General features: G+C 31.3%; 18 protein-coding genes, 1 pseudogene and 1 CRISPR repeat array. Of the genes and pseudogenes, 13 read left to right on the forward strand and 6 right to left on the reverse strand.

Features of this window, described 5'->3' with window-relative positions; translation table 11 throughout:
• Positions 1 to 2 precede the first annotated feature (2 nt).
• Positions 3 to 5,852: direct repeats of the CRISPR family, unit length 29 nt; unit sequence GATTTATAATACCTATAAGGAATTGAAAC.
• A gap of 104 nt (positions 5,853 to 5,956) precedes the next feature.
• A pseudogene (locus H8707_RS05210) lies at positions 5,957 to 7,482 on the forward strand (IS3 family transposase).
• A gap of 41 nt (positions 7,483 to 7,523) precedes the next feature.
• On the opposite strand, the gene H8707_RS05215 reads toward H8707_RS05210, so the two are convergent.
• Both H8707_RS05215 and H8707_RS15225 read right to left on the reverse strand, forming a co-directional pair.
• Entirely contained in the window at positions 7,524 to 7,886 is a 363-nt protein-coding gene (locus H8707_RS05215) for an ATP-binding protein (RefSeq protein WP_316699615.1), read from the reverse strand.
• Complete coding sequence (locus H8707_RS15225) at positions 7,856 to 8,149, reverse strand: hypothetical protein (protein WP_394354637.1); 294 nt, start codon at positions 8,147 to 8,149, stop codon at positions 7,856 to 7,858. Before H8707_RS15225 ends, H8707_RS05215 begins: the two co-directional genes overlap by 31 nt.
• A gap of 630 nt (positions 8,150 to 8,779) precedes the next feature.
• On the opposite strand from H8707_RS15225, the gene csx20 reads away from it, so the two are divergent.
• From csx20 to H8707_RS05260, 8 genes are all read left to right on the forward strand, one after another.
• The gene (gene csx20 / locus H8707_RS05225; protein WP_262429403.1) at positions 8,780 to 9,157 is read left to right on the forward strand and encodes a CRISPR-associated protein Csx20; all 378 of its coding nucleotides are present in this window, start codon (positions 8,780 to 8,782) and stop codon (positions 9,155 to 9,157) included.
• A gap of 17 nt (positions 9,158 to 9,174) precedes the next feature.
• Positions 9,175 to 9,654 carry a hypothetical protein gene (locus H8707_RS05230; protein ID WP_262429083.1) on the forward strand — a complete coding sequence of 160 codons (480 nt, stop codon included), beginning with the start codon at positions 9,175 to 9,177 and terminating at the stop codon, positions 9,652 to 9,654.
• Between the two features lie 68 nt (positions 9,655 to 9,722).
• The gene (locus H8707_RS05235) at positions 9,723 to 10,685 is read left to right on the forward strand and encodes a Cas10/Cmr2 second palm domain-containing protein (protein ID WP_394354642.1); all 963 of its coding nucleotides are present in this window, start codon (positions 9,723 to 9,725) and stop codon (positions 10,683 to 10,685) included.
• Between the two features lie 2 nt (positions 10,686 to 10,687).
• On the forward strand, positions 10,688 to 11,353 hold the full coding sequence (locus tag H8707_RS05240) for an RAMP superfamily CRISPR-associated protein (RefSeq protein ID WP_262429085.1): 666 nt from the start codon (positions 10,688 to 10,690) through the stop codon (positions 11,351 to 11,353).
• On the forward strand, positions 11,346 to 12,938 hold the full coding sequence (locus H8707_RS05245) for an RAMP superfamily CRISPR-associated protein (protein ID WP_262429086.1): 1,593 nt from the start codon (positions 11,346 to 11,348) through the stop codon (positions 12,936 to 12,938). The genes H8707_RS05240 and H8707_RS05245 overlap by 8 nt, the downstream gene beginning before the upstream one ends.
• Positions 12,932 to 14,215, forward strand: a complete 1,284-nt coding sequence (locus H8707_RS05250) for an RAMP superfamily CRISPR-associated protein (protein ID WP_262429087.1) — start codon at positions 12,932 to 12,934, stop codon at positions 14,213 to 14,215. Before H8707_RS05245 ends, H8707_RS05250 begins: the two co-directional genes overlap by 7 nt.
• On the forward strand, positions 14,215 to 14,658 hold the full coding sequence (locus H8707_RS05255; protein ID WP_262429088.1) for a hypothetical protein: 444 nt from the start codon (positions 14,215 to 14,217) through the stop codon (positions 14,656 to 14,658). Before H8707_RS05250 ends, H8707_RS05255 begins: the two co-directional genes overlap by 1 nt.
• A gap of 15 nt (positions 14,659 to 14,673) precedes the next feature.
• The gene (locus H8707_RS05260; protein WP_262429089.1) at positions 14,674 to 16,827 is read left to right on the forward strand and encodes a TIGR03986 family type III CRISPR-associated RAMP protein; all 2,154 of its coding nucleotides are present in this window, start codon (positions 14,674 to 14,676) and stop codon (positions 16,825 to 16,827) included.
• Positions 16,828 to 16,963: 136 nt separating this feature from the next.
• On the opposite strand, the gene H8707_RS05265 is transcribed toward H8707_RS05260, so the two are convergent.
• Positions 16,964 to 18,301, reverse strand: a complete 1,338-nt coding sequence (locus H8707_RS05265) for an MATE family efflux transporter (protein ID WP_262429090.1) — start codon at positions 18,299 to 18,301, stop codon at positions 16,964 to 16,966.
• 334 nt (positions 18,302 to 18,635) lie between these two features.
• Here H8707_RS05265 and H8707_RS05270 point away from each other — a divergent pair, with 334 nt between their 5' ends.
• From H8707_RS05270 to H8707_RS05285, 4 genes are all read left to right on the forward strand, one after another.
• On the forward strand, positions 18,636 to 20,072 hold the full coding sequence (locus tag H8707_RS05270) for an aminoacyl-histidine dipeptidase (protein ID WP_262429091.1): 1,437 nt from the start codon (positions 18,636 to 18,638) through the stop codon (positions 20,070 to 20,072).
• Between the two features lie 21 nt (positions 20,073 to 20,093).
• Entirely contained in the window at positions 20,094 to 22,028 is a 1,935-nt protein-coding gene (locus tag H8707_RS05275; RefSeq protein WP_262429092.1) for an OPT family oligopeptide transporter, read from the forward strand.
• 117 nt (positions 22,029 to 22,145) lie between these two features.
• A complete protein-coding gene (locus H8707_RS05280) occupies positions 22,146 to 22,958 on the forward strand; it encodes a sugar phosphate isomerase/epimerase family protein (protein WP_262429093.1) in 813 nt (270 codons plus the stop codon).
• A 12-nt stretch (positions 22,959 to 22,970) separates the two neighbouring features.
• Complete coding sequence (locus tag H8707_RS05285; protein WP_262429094.1) at positions 22,971 to 23,939, forward strand: Gfo/Idh/MocA family protein; 969 nt, start codon at positions 22,971 to 22,973, stop codon at positions 23,937 to 23,939.
• Positions 23,940 to 24,019: 80 nt separating this feature from the next.
• Here H8707_RS05285 and H8707_RS05290 read toward each other — a convergent pair whose 3' ends face one another.
• The 3 genes from H8707_RS05290 to H8707_RS05300 form a co-directional block, all read right to left on the reverse strand.
• Positions 24,020 to 24,256, reverse strand: a complete 237-nt coding sequence (locus tag H8707_RS05290; RefSeq protein ID WP_262429095.1) for a hypothetical protein — start codon at positions 24,254 to 24,256, stop codon at positions 24,020 to 24,022.
• A 78-nt stretch (positions 24,257 to 24,334) separates the two neighbouring features.
• Positions 24,335 to 25,384 carry a hypothetical protein gene (locus H8707_RS05295; protein ID WP_262429096.1) on the reverse strand — a complete coding sequence of 350 codons (1,050 nt, stop codon included), beginning with the start codon at positions 25,382 to 25,384 and terminating at the stop codon, positions 24,335 to 24,337.
• A complete protein-coding gene (locus H8707_RS05300; protein WP_262429097.1) occupies positions 25,381 to 25,875 on the reverse strand; it encodes an RNA polymerase sigma factor in 495 nt (164 codons plus the stop codon). The genes H8707_RS05295 and H8707_RS05300 overlap by 4 nt, the downstream gene beginning before the upstream one ends.
• Positions 25,876 to 25,966 lie beyond the last annotated feature (91 nt).

Consider the following 25,966-nt stretch of genomic DNA (forward strand, 5'->3'; position numbering starts at 1 on the left):
AAGATTTATAATACCTATAAGGAATTGAAACATTGAGTAGCAAGCCTGATAATTGTATCTGGGTCCAGATTTATAATACCTATAAGGAATTGAAACTTTATATCTGCTACTAATTGGCTATCCATATCCTCAAGATTTATAATACCTATAAGGAATTGAAACCCATATTTGTTTAACTTGCCATATATAAAGGTGCCTGATTTATAATACCTATAAGGAATTGAAACGTTGCTATAGACGGCTAACAAGTAGCCGTTTCGACTGATTTATAATACCTATAAGGAATTGAAACACAAATATAAATCAGCAAAAACAACTACAACCTACGATTTATAATACCTATAAGGAATTGAAACACAGCTACACAGGGTCCGGACATAGAAGAAGTGAAGGATTTATAATACCTATAAGGAATTGAAACCCTTTAAAGTACATTTCTCCTAGAGCTACTACCGGGATTTATAATACCTATAAGGAATTGAAACAAGACAACTAGCATATACTATAATAAGAAGTAAATAAGATTTATAATACCTATAAGGAATTGAAACGGATATACGCCCGCAAATGTTGCAGATATTATAGGAAGATTTATAATACCTATAAGGAATTGAAACTAAAATAGAGAGCTAACAATAAGTCTTTAGCTTGTGGAGATTTATAATACCTATAAGGAATTGAAACGCACTTAAAGAAAGGCTATACCTTCAAAACAAAGCAAGATTTATAATACCTATAAGGAATTGAAACCTTTCCTTCATAAAATTACCTCTCTAAATTTTAAGGGATTTATAATACCTATAAGGAATTGAAACAAAGAATTAAAAGAAAAAAATATTGACACATGGACGATTTATAATACCTATAAGGAATTGAAACCTGCCACTACATCTGCTCTACCACCTCTACCTCCTTGATTTATAATACCTATAAGGAATTGAAACCTTTCTAGCTTTTCTATCTCATACTTTGCTAATTGGATTTATAATACCTATAAGGAATTGAAACCAAAATCTGCTATATACACAATAGACCTATAGGTTGTGGATTTATAATACCTATAAGGAATTGAAACTATTCCAGTTCGGTTCCTTGAAAAGCTCGGCTATAGTGGATTTATAATACCTATAAGGAATTGAAACTAAGATAGTGGCCATAAGACCATGGAACACTCATATAGATTTATAATACCTATAAGGAATTGAAACATAGAATAAGAGATAATGTTAATGCATTACTTGAAGATTTATAATACCTATAAGGAATTGAAACATGCACAATAGGTTTCTAATGCGCAGCAACTATAAGATTTATAATACCTATAAGGAATTGAAACTTGAAATTGATACACTTCTAACATGAGGACTGATGTCTAGATTTATAATACCTATAAGGAATTGAAACTTATCAATTATTAGTTTCAAATTTGTCCCCTCCTGGATTTATAATACCTATAAGGAATTGAAACCTTTCTTTTGCAGAAGCTTGTCCCTCTTCTTTACCGTGATTTATAATACCTATAAGGAATTGAAACATATCAACCCATTCGGTGTCTTTGCATATTTCACAGATTTATAATACCTATAAGGAATTGAAACCCTGTTATCTTTGGTGTTTTAGTAACCCTTACACTGGATTTATAATACCTATAAGGAATTGAAACATAGCTAGAAAGAATGGTAAAACAACATTTTGTGCTGATTTATAATACCTATAAGGAATTGAAACTCACCAAATGTCTGCCCAACTGCTTTATAATGATCTGGATTTATAATACCTATAAGGAATTGAAACATCCTAAGTTCAAATTCCCCAACTTTGTAAAATCTTGATTTATAATACCTATAAGGAATTGAAACTGCTCCTGTAGGTTCTTCATGTACTTGAACATACCAGATTTATAATACCTATAAGGAATTGAAACTCTGATAGGACTAGAAATAAAGAAGGTAGAAATATTGAGATTTATAATACCTATAAGGAATTGAAACAAACAACTAGCACAAGCAGGAGTTCCAGTATGGGAGATTTATAATACCTATAAGGAATTGAAACTAAGATATATCTAGATAATAGGACAGAATTCCTAGAAGATTTATAATACCTATAAGGAATTGAAACACTATTTCATCTAAATCAACATTTTCTTTTTTTTCTTGATTTATAATACCTATAAGGAATTGAAACCCAGTTAGATGTAGGCGATAATAAGCTTAGATATGATGCGATTTATAATACCTATAAGGAATTGAAACCTACCAGCATCTTTCATTCTTCCATAACTTGCGACTAGATTTATAATACCTATAAGGAATTGAAACTTAAAATCATTGACGATATTCTCTTGATAATAGGGAGATTTATAATACCTATAAGGAATTGAAACTAAATGTAAATATACCGCCCTACCCTGCTGATGGTGGCGATTTATAATACCTATAAGGAATTGAAACAAAGGAATTCAAGATTCTGGCGAAGTTGCTAGTTTTGATTTATAATACCTATAAGGAATTGAAACTTAGACAACAACAAATCCTTGAAAATGGAGAAATAGGATTTATAATACCTATAAGGAATTGAAACCAAACCTATGATATTCACGAATGGGAACATCAGTATAGATTTATAATACCTATAAGGAATTGAAACATGCTATTCTATAACCGTCTAGTGCAACTATATCCGAGATTTATAATACCTATAAGGAATTGAAACTATGTATGTCAATAGTTTTTATACATTTATTTTATATGATTTATAATACCTATAAGGAATTGAAACATTGAATACTAGGTGGTGGATATATGTATCCAGTAAGATTTATAATACCTATAAGGAATTGAAACAATCTACGTATACATAGTCACTATCTCCCTCAACTCGATTTATAATACCTATAAGGAATTGAAACTTCGCTGATATGTTTAGTCCTTTCAAAGAAGCTTGGGGATTTATAATACCTATAAGGAATTGAAACTTGAAAAGATTTCTCCTGCAATTGGGGTTGTGTTGGGGATTTATAATACCTATAAGGAATTGAAACTGAACTCCTGCTACCAACCACCCATTTTCTAATCTAAGATTTATAATACCTATAAGGAATTGAAACAGAGTATTGATAACTGCTAAAACAGATGGGTTGACAGGATTTATAATACCTATAAGGAATTGAAACTAGTACAAGAAAGACCAGAGGGCGACTACACTTTTAGATTTATAATACCTATAAGGAATTGAAACTTTGATTAGTAGGTGGGTGTGGCAGAAAAAGATAGAGATTTATAATACCTATAAGGAATTGAAACTTGTCATCATCATATTAGGTAATGCACTAGGTGAAAAGATTTATAATACCTATAAGGAATTGAAACAAGGAAAAGTTATACAGGTTTCTGATGGAATGTTTAGGATTTATAATACCTATAAGGAATTGAAACCAGGAGACGCACAAGGTGACTTTGCTAGGAATAGCCGATTTATAATACCTATAAGGAATTGAAACGAATTCACCTGGAACGGAACACAACTTGGGGTAAGAGATTTATAATACCTATAAGGAATTGAAACCGTAAAAAGACTTCGAATAACCATGACACAGAATGGGATTTATAATACCTATAAGGAATTGAAACTTTCACTCTAATGATACAGAAGTAAGTCACAATAATGGATTTATAATACCTATAAGGAATTGAAACTCGTTTCTGGTTTCTTGGCACCATACATAAGTTCCGGATTTATAATACCTATAAGGAATTGAAACTGCGGCGACTTATGGATTGTTTGACATATATATAATAGGATTTATAATACCTATAAGGAATTGAAACTTTTGAATCCTTCTCCTTCTTCGACTATTTCGCAAGATTTATAATACCTATAAGGAATTGAAACGCTTCTACCCATACTTTGTTATTAGCTTTAAAATCAAGATTTATAATACCTATAAGGAATTGAAACATATTCAATTATTTTGAATCCTTCTCCTTCTTCGAGATTTATAATACCTATAAGGAATTGAAACTCATAGACAACAAGGAGCATTGATAATATTCCTAAGGATTTATAATACCTATAAGGAATTGAAACTATTTTCTGTAACCCTTGCAATCACTACATCAATTTGATTTATAATACCTATAAGGAATTGAAACGTTACATGGGTAGCTAAGAAGGTGCCTAAAAAGAAGATTTATAATACCTATAAGGAATTGAAACCATTGTAATGTGCATCAAACTTTACTCCTGCTTCCTGAGATTTATAATACCTATAAGGAATTGAAACGACGATGGTATTATCTGCACATATGCTTTCCCTAATGATTTATAATACCTATAAGGAATTGAAACTAACTTCATACTGTTGTGTTGTCGGATTCCAATATTGGATTTATAATACCTATAAGGAATTGAAACAACTCATATCAACTGGTTGTCCACAAATTCCACATGATTTATAATACCTATAAGGAATTGAAACAGGTAGAGCCACAACCTGATTCTATAAAAGTTGAGGGATTTATAATACCTATAAGGAATTGAAACTAATCTCAAATACTGCTCTTTTGTCTGCATCATTGAGGATTTATAATACCTATAAGGAATTGAAACCTCTTTGGCTAAATCATATCTTTCTAGTGGTGTCTTTGGATTTATAATACCTATAAGGAATTGAAACTTTGCTACATATAGGAGATTATCTCTCCTATTTCGAGATTTATAATACCTATAAGGAATTGAAACGCTATTTTTCTCATTTTGTTTTTCCTCTAACAAGACGATTTATAATACCTATAAGGAATTGAAACGAAATCTTGCACTTGTTCCAATAGCCCCCACTAGGTGATTTATAATACCTATAAGGAATTGAAACTAAATATTTTCATTCATTTTTTACAACCTCCATATAAGATTTATAATACCTATAAGGAATTGAAACAACCCTAAACCTTCTAAGTTCTCTAAGTCCCCACAGGATTTATAATACCTATAAGGAATTGAAACCCTTTATAGGTATTCTCACCTATATACATAACACCGATTTATAATACCTATAAGGAATTGAAACGGCGTTTTTCAAATCTTCGGTATAAAACTCACCTAGTGATTTATAATACCTATAAGGAATTGAAACGAGAATTTACAAAATCAATTAGAACCTATTTCTAAGATTTATAATACCTATAAGGAATTGAAACGTTTCATCCTTTCATTTATTTTATAGGGGGTTTTATGATTTATAATACCTATAAGGAATTGAAACTAAAATTCATAATCATTTTTTAATGTTACCAGCAAAGATTTATAATACCTATAAGGAATTGAAACTAATAATAATACTTCTCTCAAAAAATCCCTGTTAAAGATTTATAATACCTATAAGGAATTGAAACTAACAACACTTTCTTTCTTATCTTTGGTAGCTTTGCGATTTATAATACCTATAAGGAATTGAAACTACGCAATAAATAAAGTTAAATTTAATAAAAATGATGATTTATAATACCTATAAGGAATTGAAACTTTAGCCTCCTTTAATTCTTCTATCAGTACTTCCATTGATTTATAATACCTATAAGGAATTGAAACTAGCCATCTAGGATATCTTTAAAATCATTCTTTAAGGATTTATAATACCTATAAGGAATTGAAACATCGGCATATTGTCAATGTCTAACCCATCCCATACGATTTATAATACTTATAAGGAATTGAAACCCCCACAAACGCACCAGAAGACTCACAAGAGCCTTATGGATTTATAATACCTATAAGGAATTGAAACGCAAACGGTGGAGGTACTGCATTGCCACATCTTGCTAGGATTTATAATACCTATAAGGAATTGAAACTACACTACTATGTGTTGTATAGTAGTTGTTTTGTATTTGTCAACTGAAAAGTGTACCATAAGGGATGCGGACAAAATCCTGGACCAAAATAAAGGAGGGTTTTGATGTATTCCCTAGAAGAAAAGAAAAAAGCTGTGGATTTATATATTCAGTATGATAAACAACTGTTAAAAACTATTGAAACACTTGGTTATCCATCTCGTAATTCTTTGAGAAAATGGTACTACGAGTTCAGGGATAGTGGTGCATTTAAAGACAAATATACTAGAAAACTAAAATATACTGAAGAACAAAAAGAAAAAGCTATTAAGTATTATCTTGATCATGGCTCTAATGCTACTAAGACCATTGCTGCATTAGGTTATCCGTGTAGGTCTATTCTTAAAGCGTGGATAGACGAAAAATTTCTAGGTCAGCAAAAGGATTGTTCATATCGAAAATCGTTGGTAGAATATACTGAAGAGCAAAAGGTGTCAGCAGTAAAAGAACTTCTTCTACGCGAAAAAACAGTCAAAGATATTGCAGATGATATAGGAGTTGATAGAGTAACTCTATATAACTGGAAGAACCAGCAATTAGGAAAAGAGGCGGCTGCGAAAGTGAAACCAAGAATAGATTTACCAAATGATAAAGAAAGTCTTGAAATGGAGGTTAATCGCCTTAAAGATCAAATTCACAGGCTTGAACTTGAAAAAGATATCTTAGAAAAGACAACAGATATAATAAAAAAAGATCCGGGCATCAATCCGAAAAAACTAACAAATAAAGAAAAAACTGAAGTGATTGATGCCCTTAAAAACAAATATAAATTAAAGGAACTACTCCATTTTCTTAACCTTCCAAAAAGCAGCTATTTCTATCAGAAAGCTCAGCTGGGAAAAGGAGACAAATACGCTCAACTTAGACAAGATATAACAGATATCTTTAATGATAATTATAAAATATATGGATATAGAAGAATCTATTTAGTTTAAAAAAACAAAGGAACTGTTGTATCTGAAAAGGTTATACGAAAGATTATGAAGCAGAATGAGCTTATCGTTTATCAGCCAAAACAGAAAAAATATTCATCATACATGGGTGAAATAAGCCCAGAAGTAGATAATATAATACAACGAGATTTCCATTCTACAGAGCTTAATACAAAATGGTTAACAGATATAACAGAATTTCATATTCCTACAGGAAAAGTTTATTTATCGCCAATTGTTGATTGTTTTAATGGTATAGTTGTAAGCTGGACAATTGGGACATCCCCAAACGCTGATTTGGTGAATACAATGCTTGACAATGCGATAGCAACACTAAACCCAGATGATTATCCTATTATTTATTCAGATAGAGGAGCGCATTACAGATGGCCTGGCTGGATAAAACGAATGGACGATGCCAAACTAATTAGATCAATGTCTAGAAAAGGTTGCTCTCCAGATAATTCAGCATGTGAGGGATTCTTCGGAAGATTAAAAATGAGATGTTCTATTGTAATTCATGGTTAGATGTAACAATTGATAACTTCATTAATCTACTAGATAGATACATAAAATGGTATAATGAAAAGAGAATTAAAAAATCTTTGGGTGGATTGAGCCCATATGAGTATAGACAAAAACTTGGTCTTGTTGCATAAATTTAAAGTCCAATTTTGTCCGCATCCCTTTTTTTAGAATCTCAAAATGTACAATTATTAGAATTAATTATTGCTACCTTTTTCGTTTCCATTAAATCTATTTTCCCTTTTAACCTGTAAGATGGACCTGTGATTTTGATTATGCTTGAATGATGGATGAGCCTATCCAAGATGGCATTAGCTAAGGTTATGTCAGAGAATACTTCTCCCCATTTGCTAAAAGGTTGATTTGTTGTAATTATTGTTGAATCCTTTTCATATCTTTTATTTATTAACTGAAATAATAGATTAGCTCCTTGTTTATCAATTGGTAAATAGCCTATTTCATCTATTATTAGTAACTTATACTTCGCAAAGTGCTTTAATTTAACATCTAAGCGATTTTCAGAATGTGCTTTATTAATCTAGAATACCCTAAGACCATAAGAAAAATATTTATTTCAAAAACTTCACCTTGCCTATTTATCATAGTAATACTTTCTTTCCAATCCACCTGAGCTTGGAGCCCTGGGCTGGTGTCGAATCTAATTGTTGCTTTGCTTATTTCTCTAGGTTTCTTTGTTTCAGTGCTTGCATCCTTAAGGTACTTATCAACTGTTCTTCTGTCACAGCTAAATCTTCTAGCTAGTTCACTTTTGTTCAATACATACTCTTCCTCCCTTATCATTTTAATTTGGTTAAGTACATCTTTTCGAATAATATCCCCTTAACTTGTTGTCTAGTTGTTAAATCATGGAAATATTATACAAGAAAATGTACAAATTTGAGCATTTTGAGATTCTAATTTTTGAACATTTTCATATTAATATTAACAAATGTTTCACAATCACCAACACTAGATTTATAATGCCTATGAGGAACTGAAACTAACCATACCATTGCGGTGTTCTCAACTTTACTGTATATGGATTTATAATACCTAAGAGGATTTGAATTGTACCATTTATTTAATTTTAGCACCATAATAATATAATAGTATATTTTTTCTTTTATCTTTACTTAACAAAACAGTTTCCACCAACTGTCTTTCACTGGAATCTGTATAATCAATATTAAGAGGACATTCATAACCCTATAGAGGAAAATATTAGTAAGTATATAAATTGTGATTTAGTGCAATTGTTTGAAGATACGGGTGATACAAGAAATGATTTAAACCACGCAGGTTACAGAAAAAATCCAAGAAAATATAGAACGTTTTATAATAAACTAGATGATTTCATTTTATCTTTTGAAAGGTTAGTATTCAAAGAAAAAGTATAGTCAGAAAATAAAAAATGAAAAGGTTAATTCTCATATTTCCCATACTTTAACGGATGAGAAAATATTAGATGCAAGAGAAAATTTAAAAATTGACGAATTTATATATTTGCCTTTAGAGCTACAAAAAATTTGGAGTTCAATTCTCTCAGATTTGATTGATATATCCAGTTTTATTAATGAAGTTATGGAATGGATAATAAATGTAGCAGACAAGGATGACTATATACTGGTTCAAGGTGATCATGGTGCAACTTATAGAGTGATAAATCTTTGCAAGGAAATTGGGTTAATAACTATATATTCTATAACGAGAAAGGGGGCAAAGGAAATAAAGGATAGAGATAGCAATAGCAATATATATCATACACAAGGTATCCCATGTGATATTTATGGAGTATTAGCAATTAATTAGTAAAGGAGAAAAGGTTTATGGGAGCATTGGTTTTATGGGAAGTATCAAAAAAACAGCAGTATATATTTTCAAGCAATAAGCTAAAAGAAAACAGAGGTGCTTCAATAATTATAGAGGATATTATAGAACTGATACCTAACAAAGTAAATCCTACATATGCAGATAATCTAATATATAATGGTGGTGGTAGCAGCTTATATATATTCCCAACTACAATAGAAGCAAGAGAATTTATAAAAAATATTAGTGAAAAGGTTTTGTATGAATATCCCGGTGTTGAAGTATTTATGGTAATTGAAGAATATGATGAGGATATGGAAAAAGTTAAAGAGAAAATTGATAATGCATATATAAAATTGGCTATTAAGAAGAACAGAAGGGAACATAGCGGAGGACAACTTTCTTTTGGGATAGAAAGATTGTGTGAATCAACTGGACTACCTGCAAATTTCACTGAATATGATTTAGATGGTAAAAAACGATTTGTTCGGAAATAAAGATTAAGATAGAAAATTCTGAGAAAAATTCTAAGAAATTTGATAATTTACTGCCAGTTAAAAATTCCATAAATGAATTTAGAGAATTAAGCAAGGGAAATAAAAACTATGTAGCAGTTGTTCATATAGATGGCAATCAAATGGGAAAAAAACTCAATAAATTAAAAGATGAATTCAAATATGAAGATTGTGATTATAAAGAAATAAACAAAGAATATTTAAAAGCACTTAAGAAATTTAGTGACGATATAAAGCTTGCCTTTGAGAGTTCCTTTAAGCATATGGCAGAAGAAATAAAAAGGAATGAAAATGATTTAGCCCAATATACAAAAATAAAAGAAGATAAGTTTCCGCTTATTCCAATTATTATAGCAGGAGATGATATTACGTATGTAACAAACGGGATGATTGGGATTGAAAGTGCAAGAATATTTCTTGAACATCTAAATAGTTTTGGGATGGATATTAATGGCGAAACTATAAAACTTAACGCTTGTGCAGGAGTAGCTATTGTTAGAGCAGGATATCAATTTTATAAGGCATACGAATTAGCAGAAGATCTATGTAGTAATGCAAAGAAACAGTTATTAAAAGATTATGAAAATACAGATGCAGACTATTCACTTATAGATTGGCATATAGAACAGGGGGATATAATAGGTCCAATTTTAAATATACGAGAAGATTATTATAAAAGCTTAGATGGCAAGAAGTTAAATATGAGACCGCTATATATAAATAACCCAGAAAAGTGGACAAACTATAAAAACTTTTTATTAGCAAACAGTTATATTACAAAATTGCAAATAGATGAAAAACAAATTGCTCGCAGTAAATTAAAAAAATTACGGGAAATACTTAAAAAAGGAGAAAAGGAAACAGAATTCTATCTTTTATCTAATCAAATTAGTAATTATTTTCCAAGGTTTAAGGATGCATGTGGTGATTATTGTTTTTATGATGACCGTTGCATGTATTATGACTCAATTGAGGCGATGGACTTGTTTATTGAGTTGCAAAAGGAGGGATAATTATGGGAGACTATAAAATACAAATTAAGCTAATTACAGAAGCTATATTTGGCAGTGGATATTCTATACCGGGTTCAGTAGATCTTGAAGTAGTTTGTGATGATTTTGGACTACCATATATGAAAGCCAAAACATTTAAGGGTAACTTTCGTGAAGCTATGGAAGATATAGTATCTGAACTAGGTAAAAAAAAGTATGGTTCTATAATTGACAATCTCCTAGGGACAGGAGGATCAGGAGTTGAACAATGGAAAACCCTAAAGTTTTCTGATATGACATTAGCACAAGGAATAAGGAGTATTATAGAAAAAGCTGTTCAAGAACAAATATTAAGCAGTGGAGAGATAAAGGAGTCACTTACTGAAGTAAGAAGTTTTACAAGTGTTGATAAAGATGGATCTAGTATAAAAGGTAGCCTTCGGCAGATAAGAGTAATAAGAAAAGATTTGATATTTGAAGTAGAGCTAGAAATTGAGAGAGAATTGACAAGAAATGAATTGGGACTTTTATCCATGACAACAAAACACCTTAGGCATCTTGGAACCATGAAATCCAGAGGCAAAGGCGAAGTGAAATGTACACTATTGGAAAAAGAAAATGGGAAGTATACGGACAATACAAATAAATACATTGATGAGTTTATAGAGGTGGTGAAATCTAATGCCTAAATATATAACTTTTGATTTAATAGCTGATGAAAATCTTAAATTATCAAAGACAAATATGCAAGTTGATTCACAGGATTCAATGGATTATATTGGTGGTTCAACTATAAGAGGAGCATTTATATATAAATATATTCGCGCAAACAATATATCTAATATTAATCAGGGAGAGCATAGAGAAAAGTTACTTGCAGGTGGAATAAAATTTTTAAACGCATATCCCGTATATAAAGATGAGCGCAGTGTTCCACTACCTAAATGTTATTTCGCACCTAAAGAAAAGATTCGGACATTTGAAGATAAAATTGAAATATCTTTGGGATTGGATAGGCCCTTACCTCAAGGGTTCGAGAAAGTTCGACTAGGTGAATACGTAAATATGGATAAAAATAATTTCACTATAGTAAATGTAGAAAAGACGTCTAATCTTCATATAAATAAACTAGAAAAAGAAAATAAGTTATTTAGGTATGAAGCTATAAAAAAAGGGCAGATATTTAAAGGTATAATAAAAGTAGAAAAGGATGAGTACGCAGATGAAGTAATTAAATTATTAGAAAATAAAATTGTATATATAGGTGGATCTAAAGGAAGTGGTTATGGAAAATGTATAATTAAAGAAATAAACATTCAGGATGGAAATCCAGAAAAAGAGGTTTTCAAAACAAATAAAGACTCTGGATATATTTATATAATTGCACTGTCGGATATTATATATAAAGATGAGTGTGGGGTATATAAAACGAAAATTGATGAGAAATTAGTAGAGGATCAACTTGGAATAAGCGATGTAGAATTTATTGATAGTTCAATAGAGACAAAGAATATCACAAGTTTTAACAACAAATGGAATGCAAGAACACCAAATATAGTTGCCATAAAAGCTGGGAGCGTATTTAAATATAAATTCAATGGTAATATCGATGAAATGAGACTTAAATCATTTATGGACAATGCAATTGGGGAAAGAAAATCAGAGGGATTTGGTAGAATAGGGGTTACTACTGAAATGTATGACAATACAGTTATTGAAATGGGACATGACATAGTAAAAAATACAAATAAAACCCATATATTATCAAATGATGAGTTAAACCTACTAAAAAATATGTGTAATAGAATTTTCAAGTTGAGAATTGAAAATAAAATCAATGAAAGAGTATTAGAATTAAGTAGAAGTTTAAAGAATGACAAAAAATTAAGCTCAAATCAATGGGGGAATTTAAAGAATTTATTTGAGTATATATCTATTTTGGATATAAATAGTGGACTAAGTTTATATAAAGAATATATAAATCACATTGTTGAGAAAAAAGGGAAATCATTTAAAGACATGGAAAAAGTACAATACTTAACAAAAGATAAAGATAAAAATATTATCGGCAGACAGAGCTTAATAGAATTTTTTAATGAATATATGGAGAATATTATAGACAGATTTTATTTTGAGAATATGTATAGGGACTATAGGGTCAACATAGAAAATGCTGAAAATAATATAGAAGATGAATTTATTTATAAGACTAACCTCAAAATATTGTCAGAGCTATGTAGATATCAAATAAGAAAGGAGAAGGTAAAATGCTAATTACTTATATAGAATCTAGTATTATAAGTACCTCTCCTCTTTTTATAGGAGATGACGAAGGTAATTTGCTTATAGATAATGAAAGAAATATGGTATATTTACCTGCAACTAGTATTGCTGGTGCTTTTAGATCTTATTTACAATCTATAGGGGAAGATGAAAGTGTACTTTTTGGAGATTCTGATAAACCACAAAGGATCAATATATATATTCAAGATTCATATGCTGATATAAAAAAGTTTACGAGAAGAGTTGGCTTACGTATAGATTATGAGACTGGAGCAAATGTACCAGGACAAAAGATAGAAAGGCTATATTTTGATAAAGGACTTGAGTTTAAGTTAAGGTTCAAAGTTGAGAGTGATAATGAGAATAATGTCGAATTTAAAAAAATGATTTATAAGGGACTAAAGGGCTTAGACGATAGTATTATCAGATTTGGAGGCTATAAAAGCTCAGGGCTGGGAATATTTAAAGTTAAAAATGCAACTGAAATGACTTATAACCTCAGTGATTTAGATGAATTAACTAGCTATTTAAAAGAAGAAGATAAAGAGAAGATAGATATTATTAATGAAATCGATAAAATGCAAAATAATGTTGGATATGTTAAGTTTAGAATGTCAGGGAATTTAAGTACTCCATTAATCATAAAGGCTCCAAAATCATTTTATCCAAGTGAAGCAGATGATAGTAGCTTAAAAAATGGTGGTAATGAATACTTAATTCCTGGAAGTAGCTTTAAAGGTATATTAAGGTCAAGGGTAGAGACAATAGCAAATTATTTTGGAAGTGAAGATGAGGCAAAGATGTTGTTTGGTGGAATAGAGAGAGATGGGGAAGATAACGTATTAAGTAGGATATTTGTAGAGGAATCAATTGTTGACAATAGTAAATTTTTAGAAGAAGTACGATATAATAGAATTAGATTAGATAAATTTACGTCAGGTGTAAGGTATGGCTCATTAATGCAAGATATTCCTGTTAAAGGGGGTACTGAATTTAATATAATATATAGGAAAAGTGGAGATAAGGGAATTGACAATTATGCTATTGGTATCATAATCTTAGCTTTAAGAGATTTGGGAACAGAAAATCTTAGCATTGGTGGCAGCAGTAGTATAGGAAGAGGAAGATTTAGGGCGGATATACTTGAAATAGAGGAAGGAGAAGATAGGATAGAAATAGATTTTAATAATAAAATAACAACTAATGACAGTATTCTATTGGGGTATATTAGATCAGTGAAAAATTTAAGTAACAGGGGTGATAAATAATGACTAATTATATAGTAAGAGAAATTAATAAAGAAAGTCTTAAAGAAGTATTTGCATACGAAATGGAAGGTAAGGTAGATTTTATTAAACTCTTAAATAAAGAGATATTGAAAATGTTTGGCTTTGAATCAGCCATTATTTATTGTTATGATAAAATTTTAACTGAAAAGATAGAAAATTTGGTATTTGATCTTGATAATATTATAGAAGCAAGAATATTCAATGAAACCTGCGAAATAAAAATATGGAGATATGACAATATAATGAGGGGATCTATATTCAAGGAGATAAAACCCAACAATATTATGGAGGATGAATATATTCTCTATCCAAGAGAAACAGGTGGATATAGTCCAAGTAAATTATTTGTAAAGAAGTATATTGACTATGATTCAGATGGACAAGCTTATATTAGTTATATTAAGCCATCAAAAATTATTTAAGGAGGTGGGTAGAAGATGAAACCTATAACAATAGACAAGCAGGATTTAAAAGGATATTCTGTAGCACCATATAACTTTGTTAGTTTACCACCAAAAGCTGTAGTCAGATATAATCACCCTAATGATTTACCAGCACATAATAATTTTAAGAGTAGGGATGGAAGGAAACTATTATCAGGAACTATTTGTTATACATTAGAGGCAAAAACACCAATTATAGTTTCTGCAGGAGAAAAAGATAAAAATGCATACTTTTTTATAAATTCTAGTGGAGAATATGCAATACCTGGGAATACAATAAGGGGGTTTATAAGAGCAAATACCCAGATATTAAGTTTTAGTAACATAATTAGAGGGAATAATTATGAGATGAGTGAAATTGAAGATTCAAAATTCCTTTTTAGGGATATAGCCGGTAGTAATTCTTTATCAAAGAGATATTCTCAAATTCTGAGTATTGATCCAAATAAAAGAATATCCAGAAACTTAAGAACTGGATATATATTCAATGAAAATAATAAGTATTTTATAAAAGAAAGCGAAAAATTAGATGAAATTAGAAATTATTTTAGGGTAGATGAGATATATCTTAGAAAGATATTAGATGAGAAAATTATAAAAGATATTAAATTTATGTATTTACCAAAAATAATAAAATTTGAGGATAGAATAAAGAATTTAAATAAGATAATTTATGGAAGAGGATCAAAAAATAAACAAGAAATATATAAAGCACATGATGAGAAAAAATGTATACTTAAAGATTGCAAAAATGGGAGTTATAAACCTTATAATATTGAAGTGTCTTATTCTTTAGATTCAAAGAGTGCAAGAATTATTAAAATTGGCAGTATAGGACAATATAATGAAGAGGGGTATTTATTATCTGGAGGATTTATAGATGGAAAGATGAGTCATTATATAGTTCCAGCACCTTCGATTTATTCAAATATAATAGAAATATCACAAGATAATATTAGACAATATAAAGATGACCTAATTCTCACCAAAAAGATGAGTAAATCAGATGAAAAAATAAAATCAGGAGATGAATTTTTTAATTTGCCTAGTATAGGGAATAAAAAGCCAATATTTTTTATAAATACAGATAGACTTCATTTTGGATTTACACCATATATAAGAATGTTTTACTCAAAATCAGTATTAGATGAAGTCAACCCATCATATAAAGATGTTGCAGGTATTAGCTATTGTGATTCCATATTTGGATTTTCAAGCACGGTATTAAAAAAAGACAATAAAGAAGAAATTTATAGTTACAAGTCTAGAGTTAGCTTTGAGGATGTCCTAGTTCATGAAGGAGCAATTGTTGATAAAGATACTAGTATGAAAATAATATTGGCTGAACCAAAATCAACAAGCTATAATCTATACTTAAAACAAGAAATAGGGGCAGGGAAAAAGGAACTTAATATATATGAAGGCGATTTTAAAATCAGAGGAACTAAACAGTATTGGCTGAAGGATTATATAGAAAGACCAAATATAGATAAACAGAATGATAATATGATTTTTACTATTCATCCTTTAAAAGAAGGTACTAAATTTAGTGGGAAAATATATTTTAATAACTTGGAAGAAGATGAGCTTGGCCTTTTAATATGGGCGCTAAAACTAGAAGATAATTGCTATCAGAGCATTGGATTAGCTAAGCCATATGGATTTGGTAGAGTTAAGGTTTCTGACATTTTGTTAAAATTAGAAAATTTGGAAAAGAAATATTTAGAATTTAGTTTTGATTTTATGGAAGATGCAGAGATAGATAAATATATTAATATATATAAAGAAACATTTTCTAATAAATATCTTAATGGAAAGAGCATTGATGAACAAAAATTTATAAAAGAATTTATTTATATTAAGAGTAAGGTAGTTAACAAGAAAGATGCTAACTGGTATAGATATATGAATTTAAATGAATTTAAAGATAAAAAGGTCCTACCATCAATATTAGAATATGCAGACATAATTAATAAAGATAGAATGGGTTTAGATAAAAGTAGAAAGACTCAATATGATAAACAAAATAATAAACAAAATAATAAACAAAATAATAAACAAAAAAGGAATAAGAGTAAAGATAATTATAAGAACAATAAATCTTTTGGAAATTCGATAGACCTTTCCAACTGGTATAAAGGACAATAATTATAATAATGATTTAATATGGTTTTATATTGTAAATAAAAAGACCGTAATTAATCAAATCTGATTAATTACGGTTGCTTTTATCGAATGAATCGTAATATATTTGAGATCATTCCACTCTACCCTTCACCCAATCCTAAGAAGCATATATTGTTTTCCATTTATCTGTACGATATTGTAAAAATGATATTATCCAATTTGCTAGCCAACCTATTGGTACAGCATACCAAACCATTGCAATTCCATATTTAGGAGCAAGTGTTATAGATAGGACTACCCTAATAAATAGATTAACTAAATTTGCAACAGTAAACATCTTCATGTCACCGGCACCTCGCAATAGCCCATCTACAGTCATTTTAAAACCAATTAGACAGAAGAACCATCCAATAAATTTTAAATAATTTCGACCTGTGGCAATTGCAGTAGCAGTACCATTATCTCCAAGGAAGAGAGAAATAATTGAAGCGTGAAATAATTCCAATATTAAACAAATAACTACTGCACAAACAATTACCATTTTGTTTGCTACTTTATATCCTTCTACAACTCGTTCATGTTTTTGGGCACCAAGGTTTTGAGCTGTGTAAGAAGACATAGCATTTCCAATTCCGGTCATTGGCACGATGCAAATGGATTCAATTCTCATAGCAGCGGAAAATCCTGCTAACGCCTGAGAACCAAAGCTATTTACAACTGATTGTACCAGCATCATACCAATTGAAACTGTGGATTGCTGTAAAATAGATGGTAAAGCTATTTTCGCCATGATGGCTAATTCTGATTTATCAAATACTTTTGTGTGTTCACAATTTAGACTTTTAAGTCCCTTCATAAAAACCAAGAAGGATAAAACAGCAGAAATACCTTGCGCGATCAAAGTCGCCCATGCAACTCCGGCAACACCCATTTGAAACGTTGTTACCATGATAATATCCAATATAACGTTAAAAACAGAAGAAAAAATCAAAAAGTATAGCGGTATTCTTGATCTTCCCAGCGCATTAAACATAGATGATAGAATATTGTACATAAAAAGAAACGGAAGCCCTAGAAAATAAATATCAAGATACAGTACTGCCATATCCAAAATATCATCAGGAGTATTCAAAAGGACCAAAATGTTTTTGCTGATCAATAAACCAAGTCCTCCTAGCAAAATGCTAATTACCAGAAAAGATACAAAAGAGGTAAAAATAGCTTGCTTCATTTTAGCATACTCTTTTGCACCAAAATATCTGCTTACAACAACTGAAGCTCCGATTCCACCTCCAATTGCAATACAAATGAATATATTGGTCAAAGAGTAAGAAGCTCCTACAGCGGCTAAGGCCTGTTCACTTACAAATCGACCTACGATAGCTGAGTCTGCCATCGTGTAAGTTTGTTGAAATAAATTACCTATGATGATAGGTAAGGAAAAAATAATCAAAGCATTTAAAGGTTTTTTTTGTATTAAATAATCATTTTCCATATTTCTTGTCCCTCCAAAATATTTCGCTGATTTTCATACCCCTGTGAATCATTTAATTCATAAATAAAGTCACAAGAACAATCTCTTGTGATTTTGGTTTCATGTGATACTATGAAATTAATTATATTAACTAATTTAGAATAACAAGATTCGTATATTTTGTCAATAAATCTGTTAAAATGCAAAAATTTCATTGTTCGTCTCATCCTTAAATTTAATGTGAATTAAAATGTATAATTTGATTTTTGATTTTTTTGCTAAAATCAAGTATTATTGGGGATAAATATATTAGGGAAAATAGAAATAATTTTTTAAAGACTATAGGAGGTATAATATGTCAAACATTCAAAAGCTAGAACCAAAAAAGGTATTTAATTATTTTTATGAATTAAATCAAATTCCAAGATGTTCAGGGAATGAAAAAGGAGTAAGTGATTTTCTTTTAAATTTTGCAAAAGAAAGAAACCTAGAGGCTTATCAAGATGAAGCATTAAATATCATAATCAAAAAGCCAGGAACTGCAGGGTATGAAAATGCTGATTCTGTAATCATTCAGGGACATATGGATATGGTATGTGTAAAAGCAAAAGGGTCAAATCATGATTTTTCAAAGGATCCCATAGAAATGATGGTAGAAGGAGATATTTTAAGGGCAAATAATACCACATTAGGCGGAGACGATGGTATTGCAGTAGCTTATGCACTTGCAATATTGGATTCTGACGATGTAAAACACCCGCCACTTGAAATTGTAGTCACAACAAGTGAAGAAACCGGAATGGATGGAGCTATGGCTTTGACAAATGAACACCTGCAAGGTAAGACTCTTCTAAATTTGGATTCGGAGGAGGAAGGAATATTTCTTGTAAGCTGTGCCGGTGGGGCAAATATGAGTATTACATTCAAGCTTGAAAAGGAGAAAAAGACTGGAAAGGGATTGGAAATTAGGATCTCAGGTCTAAAAGGCGGACACTCCGGTATGGAGATCATCAAACAAAGAGCAAATGCTATAAAATTATTAGGTAGAATTTTATATGAATGTAATGGGAAAGCTAATATAAGGCTATCCAATATTCATGGCGGAACTAAACACAATGCAATACCGAATGAAGCAGAAGCTACTATTTTTATTGAAAATATGAGTGAAGTAGAGAAAATCATAGGGAGTCTTGCAAATGACTTAAAGGAAGAATACCATGTTGAGGATAGTGGATTGAATATAGATACAAAAGAGGTAAGTATAGACGAAGTATATACAAAGGGGTTAAGTGACAATCTAATTGACTTTATCATGATGATACCTGATGGAGTTCAATATATGTCAAAGGATATTGAAGGACTGGTTCAGACCAGCTTAAATAATGCGATTATTGAAGAAAAGGAAGGTAATATTGAGATAACAACATCTGTACGTTCTTCTTCCGACAGCGCTCTAAGGGAAATTTTAAATATTCTGGCAGCTGTAGCAAGGAGAACGGGTGCAAAGGCAGTTGAAAATAGTGCTTACCCTGCTTGGGAATACGATGAAAACTCAAAAATACGTGAAAAGTGTATTAAAATATATGAAGAATTATTTGGGAAAGAACCTGAGGTAAATGCTATACATGCAGGACTTGAATGCGGGTTGTTAAAGGAAATCTTACCTGATACCGACATGATAAGCTTTGGACCTAATTTATATGATGTTCATACGGAAAAAGAGCATCTAAGTATTTCATCTGTACAAAGAGTATGGGAATTCCTATTGAAATTGTTCGAAGAATTAAAATAGACTAACATAGGAGGATTTTTCATGACTAATAATCCAAAGAGATTATCTAAAGATGCATATGGCGGAATAAAAGGAGAGGATTATGTTCCTTTTATATCCGCAGATGAAAAAGCACCTGAAGCAACAGGATATTCAATTACTATGGGCATTATCTTTGCAATTGTATTTGCTGCTGCAAATACCTATTTAGGGCTTAGAGTAGGTCTTACTATTTCAGCAGGTATTCCAGGTGCAATTCTTGCAACAGGATTATTAAAGACGATGTTTAAAAGAAATAGCATATTGGAGGCAAATTATGTTGCCTCATTAGCAGCAGTAGGAGAATCCATTGCAGGTGGTATTATATTTGTACTGCCTGCTATTATTCTCATAGGCATTAATCTCTCAATCACTCAAGTAGCTTTAGTTACTATTATTGGGGGATTTATGGGGGTATACTTTGTAACCCCTGTGCGTAGATATCTGATAGTTCAAGAACATGGAGAATTAATTTATCCGGAGTCCATGGCACAAGCTGAAGTATTGGTAAATGCAAATCAGGGAGGAAAAGGATTTCAATCCGTACTAAATGGACTAGGTGTAGGTTTTGTATACAAGTTATTGTCCGGAGGATTAGGTCTTTGGAATGAGACAGCTTCATATATCATAGCTTCATATCAGGGAACAATGATAGGTATAGATACTTTATCATCACTTTTAGGGGTAGGTTTTATCGTTGGAACATCTACATCAGCGTTGATGTTTGCCGGGTCCGTATTAGCATGGCTTTCGCTAATTCCATTGATAAAATTCTTTGGGGTATTTGCATCTGAGGCTATATTTCCATCCACAGTACTAATCGCTGAAATGTCAGCTTCTGAAATTTGGTCTAGCTATATTAGATATATTGGGGCAGGTACTGTGGCAGCCGGAGGTTTCATTTCCCTAGCAAAATCTTTACCTACCATTATAAAATCCTTCAGAGAGGCAATGAGCGGGTTTGGAAAAGGCGAAAAGTCTCAAAAAAGAATAGATGAAGATCCATCGTTTATATGGGTATTAGCAGCAGCTATATTAGGGTGTTTATTGACTTGGTTTGTTCCTGTCATAGGAGTGGGACCAATAGGTGCAATACTTGCTGTATTCTTTTCCTTCTTCTTTTCGGTTGTATCTGCAAGAATGGTTGGAGTAATTGGGGCAAGCAACAATCCGGTATCCGGAATGACTATTGCGACACTTTTAGTTATCGCTTCGATTTACAGAGCAATGGGTGCCACAGGTACTTCGGGAATGCAAATCGTTTTAATGGCAGCAGGTGTCGTATGTGTTGCTATAGCCGTAGCAGGAGGAGTAGCTCAGTCGCTGAAAGCAACATATATAGTAGGAGGCAGTCCCAGAAAGATACAACACGGTATGTTTATATCATTAGCAATAGCATCAGTAGCTGCAGGAGCTACAGTATTGCTTCTACACAACGCATATACAATAGGAGGTGAACAAGTTGCAGCGCCACAGGCAACCCTAATGAGACTAATTGTTGAGGGAATAATGACAGGGAGACTGCCATGGACACTTGTAATTATAGGGGCGGTAATTGCTGTATTCTGTGCCTTAGCCAAACTTCCAATATTGCCGGTTGCATTAGGGATTTATCTACCTATATCTCTAAACGCAGCAATTTTTTTCGGCGGTATAATACGAAAATTAGTTGAGATGAAATTTAAAAAGGATGAATCAAATTTAGAAACATCCCTGGAAAGAGGCACCTTGATAGCATCCGGCCTTGTAGCCGGAGATGCCCTTACCGGTATATTGATTGGAATATTTGCAGCTTTAAATATACGAATAGATTTCCTTGCTGGTATCATTACCAATGAAGCTGTGAGAAATCTAGTGACCTTAGGAATATTTGTAATTCTTGCAGGTTGGCTATATAGATATTCGATTAATATAAAAGGTAGTAGGGATAATGCTTAGAATCATTGTGGAAGTTTGAATTGTGAATTGTTTTTACATTAAATGTAGAATTATTGCTTAACAATAATCACTTAAGGTATAAAATAGTTAAAAGTAGAATAAAAAGGGGGAAATTTGATGAATCGTATTATAGCAGTTAATTCAAATACATATCATGGGTATAGCATTGAAGATGCTATAGATGGCATAAAAAAAGCTGGGTTTAGATACGTGGAACTAACAGCAACCAAAGGATGGACAGAGCATGTATTTCCAAATATGACATTTGAAAGACTTTGCAAAATAAAAGATGAGCTTAAGAACAATAATCTTATTCCATTCTCTATGAGTGGGCATTGTAATTTAATGGATAGGGAAAGATTAGAGGATTTTATCCTCAATATCAAACTAGCTGCTTTTTTCGGCTGCGATTATATTATCTCTTCAATAGGAGAAGCTCACTTAAAGGATAGGACCGAGATTTCAGACGAAGAAGTTGCAGAACATATCAGAGAGATAGTACCTTTCCTTCAAGAATACGATTTGCAACTTGGGATTGAAAATCATGGCAAACATGGTACAGGCAAACAGCTAAAGAAAATAGTCGAACTAGTTGATTCACCCAATGTTATGATAAACTATGATACGGCTAATGCAATATTCTATGGCAATGTAAATTTGGAAGAGGATATAGTCTCTTCAATAGATAAAATCGGTTATATCCATTTAAAGGACAAAGCCGGAGCATATAATGAGTGGAATTTCCCGGCATTAGGTCAGGGCTATATTGATTTTAAGATGATAATGGAAAAATTAGAGCAGACAAACAACAACTGTCCATTAAGCATAGAAATTGAATTTACATCCGAAGGGGCAAGAAGCCTTGATGAGATAAACGAGGCTGTAAAGGATTCTTTTGATTATCTAAAAAGTATAGGATTAGAAATTTAGGGAGGGGCTTTCATGATAAAAATCGGAATTGTTGGTTTAGGCGGTATGGGGACTGTTCATTATCACAACTATCAATATATTGATAATTGTAAAGTAGCTGCAGCAGTATGTAATTCTGAAAATAGCAAAAACAAGTCTAAGGAATTTGGGATAATACCTTATGAGAATATTGAATCTATGGTGAAAAACGAAAATATAGATGTTATAGATATCTGCCTCCCCACATATTTGCATAAAGACTATGTAATGGAGGCATTAAATTTTCATAAGCATGTAATTGTAGAAAAACCCATTGCATTACATGCAAAAGATGCAGAAGAAATATTTGATTTAGCAGAGAAAAATGACTTATTGCTATTTGTAGGACAAGTAGTGCAGTTTACAAAAGAATCTGAAATATTGAAGGACATAGTAAAAAATCAAACTTATGGGAAACCGTTAGATGGGTATTTTAAAAGGCTTTCAGCCAGCCCTAAATGGACTAAAGAAGGATGGCTTTTCGATAAGGAAAAAAGCGGGCTATTGCCCTTTGATCTTCATGTACACGATTTAGATTTGATAATAAGTCTTTTTGGTATACCTAAGAGCTTTAATTATACAAGTTGCGGCAGAGATGAAGCTGGTTATAAAGAAGCATATAGGATAAATTATACGTTTGAAAATTTAAACGTGTCAGCGGAAGCTGCATGGTATAATGCGGACTATCCCTTTAGTGCAGCTTGGAGGGTGTATTTTGAAAGAGCAGTATTGGAATATGACGGTAAAAGCCTTATATTATATCAAAATGAAAAAGAACCTTTTGAATTTGATTTAAAAGAGGAAGTAGTAGTGCCTACAGGTATAAACTTACCGCCTACCGGAATGTTTTACAATGAACTTTCACATTTCATATCATGTATAGAAAATGGGATTTCATCCGATAGGGTAAGTCGTAATCAAATAATAAAGGGAATAGAGATCATGGAGCAAATAGTGAATTAAGTAAATTGCAAAACTAAATTACACACTTTCATAAATAAGATAATTAATAAAAGCCCCGATTTAGGGCTTTTATTATTATCTTATTTAATTGGCACATCTACTCCATCTATGGTAATGGATTTTATAAGATTTAAATCAATAGGTTTTTCTGTATCATATATCAATATGAAATCGCTGCATTTTTCCTTGGTATCATATGGGAGATCTTTCCACGTGCTGCTGAAGATTGAAGCTTGGATTGTATCTGTTTGTGTATTGATTTTTATATCGAATTCATAAGCATCTGCATCAATATTTCTATTTCCTAAAATAGTCACTCCAAAAGGATTAACTCTTATTTTATCTATATTTATACCCTTTGGTTCATCTATTTCAATATTACTTAATTGGATTATTTAACTATCCTCTGCTTTAAAACTTACTTCCCAGTTTCCTTTCAATTGCTTAGAAGTGTGAAAATCGCCAAATAACTTATAGTCGTCTAAATTATCGGTATTTATATCGAATATATATTCACTGTAGTAACTATATTCGGGATTTTTAATCTTTTTGAGTTCATCTAGCATAAAGGTTATAGTAGTATCTGCATCAATTCTCTCACCTTTAGAATCCTTAAGATAGATACTCACACCTTGACCATCAAAAGCTGTATCCCGCCATACCTGTACATGGAGTATCCCATCTATAACTCCAATATTGGAAATCATAGATGTTTTTATATTAGAGAATTTAAAATCTATGGTATGTGGGGATAAAATAGGAACTATTTGTTCTTCAGAAAGGAGGCCACCGTATAATTTGCCATGAGACCAGGACATAAATTGCTCTGTAGTTGCATTTATATAGGAAGGGTCGTGACTTATTTCGTTTAAATCTATTCCTATTTCGTAGTCCTCATATTTTTTATGATCGTAGAAGATATTTTCCACTTTGAATATCAAATTTTCTCCTTCAAATTTTTTATCATTTTCAGCTTCTACAAACAAAGTTGCTTTTTTATTTTCCTTATCAAGATCTATAAGAGACCACCTGCCGGACCATGCACCTTTTATACTATAATAATCAAGAAAGCTAAGATCCTCACGTATACGGTCTCCCTCCAAATCCTGAAGGGTTATATATGCCTTAACCATATTATCATATCGAGCAACTGCGACAACTTCCATCTTAATTCCTTGGTCTATGCATACCCCCTCTACAGGTTTTATAAATTTTACCATATCAGGGTTTATTTTTTCCAAGAGACTTTGAAAAGCAGGAATATTCGTGGCTATTACAGTGGTGCTTATCAGACAAAAAATAGCTATTACAGCTATTACCAATTTTTTAGGTTTTGTTTTTACATAATTCATCTTTGGATTTAATATTTCCTTCAACATCCTAGATTTTTGGACTTCATTCGGAACTACAGAGTCGATACTATTATATAAATCTTCTTTTTTCATTCAATATCCTCCTCCAGTATAATTTTTAGTTTTTTACGAGCCGTAGAAAGCTGTGAACGTATTGTAGGGCTTTTAATATTGAGTATTTCAGATATCTCTTCTGTTGAATAACCTTCATAATAATACAGATAAATCACTATTTTATACTTATTGGGCAACAGAAGTATCTGCTTCCAAATATCATCAAAGGTATTATTTTCTTCATATGAAATCTCCGAAATATTGTCAATATCAACTCTCTGCTTTTTCCACCAATGCTTAAGTATATTTTTGCAATGATTTTGAGATGTAAGTATCAACCATGCCTTTTCATGTTCTAAGTTTTTAAACCTATGGTTTCCTTGTATAAGCTTTAGGAATATATTTTGAACTGCATCCTCGGCGTCAGGGATATTTTTCAAATACATTAGACAAATTTTGTAGACTGTGTTTACATTGCGATTATAGATATCTATTATTTCATCATTGGTATAAAGTGAAGATTGCTCCAATTTTGCACCTCCTTGTAATACCTTCTATTAATAATACAATATAAGAGATGTAAATGTTGAATCTTATATTGTATTATTTGGTATATTTTCA

It is taken from the genome of Paratissierella segnis, assembly GCF_014385195.1.
GTDB classification, from domain to species: domain Bacteria; phylum Bacillota; class Clostridia; order Tissierellales; family Tissierellaceae; genus Paratissierella; species Paratissierella segnis.

Bases quoted from the DNA above. Each gene is read 5' to 3' on its own strand.
- H8707_RS15225 (WP_394354637.1), bottom strand. From the start codon at position 8,149: ATGATAAGGGAGGAAGAGTATGTATTGAACAAAAGTGAACTAGCTAGA.
- H8707_RS05230 (WP_262429083.1), top strand. From the start codon at position 9,175: ATGGGAGCATTGGTTTTATGGGAAGTATCAAAAAAACAGCAGTATATA.
- H8707_RS05240 (WP_262429085.1), top strand. From the start codon at position 10,688: ATGGGAGACTATAAAATACAAATTAAGCTAATTACAGAAGCTATATTT.
- H8707_RS05245 (WP_262429086.1), top strand. From the start codon at position 11,346: ATGCCTAAATATATAACTTTTGATTTAATAGCTGATGAAAATCTTAAA.
- H8707_RS05250 (WP_262429087.1), top strand. From the start codon at position 12,932: ATGCTAATTACTTATATAGAATCTAGTATTATAAGTACCTCTCCTCTT.
- H8707_RS05255 (WP_262429088.1), top strand. From the start codon at position 14,215: ATGACTAATTATATAGTAAGAGAAATTAATAAAGAAAGTCTTAAAGAA.
- H8707_RS05260 (WP_262429089.1), top strand. From the start codon at position 14,674: ATGAAACCTATAACAATAGACAAGCAGGATTTAAAAGGATATTCTGTA.
- H8707_RS05265 (WP_262429090.1), bottom strand. From the start codon at position 18,301: ATGGAAAATGATTATTTAATACAAAAAAAACCTTTAAATGCTTTGATT.
- H8707_RS05270 (WP_262429091.1), top strand. From the start codon at position 18,636: ATGTCAAACATTCAAAAGCTAGAACCAAAAAAGGTATTTAATTATTTT.
- H8707_RS05275 (WP_262429092.1), top strand. From the start codon at position 20,094: ATGACTAATAATCCAAAGAGATTATCTAAAGATGCATATGGCGGAATA.
- H8707_RS05280 (WP_262429093.1), top strand. From the start codon at position 22,146: ATGAATCGTATTATAGCAGTTAATTCAAATACATATCATGGGTATAGC.
- H8707_RS05285 (WP_262429094.1), top strand. From the start codon at position 22,971: ATGATAAAAATCGGAATTGTTGGTTTAGGCGGTATGGGGACTGTTCAT.
- H8707_RS05295 (WP_262429096.1), bottom strand. From the start codon at position 25,384: ATGAAAAAAGAAGATTTATATAATAGTATCGACTCTGTAGTTCCGAAT.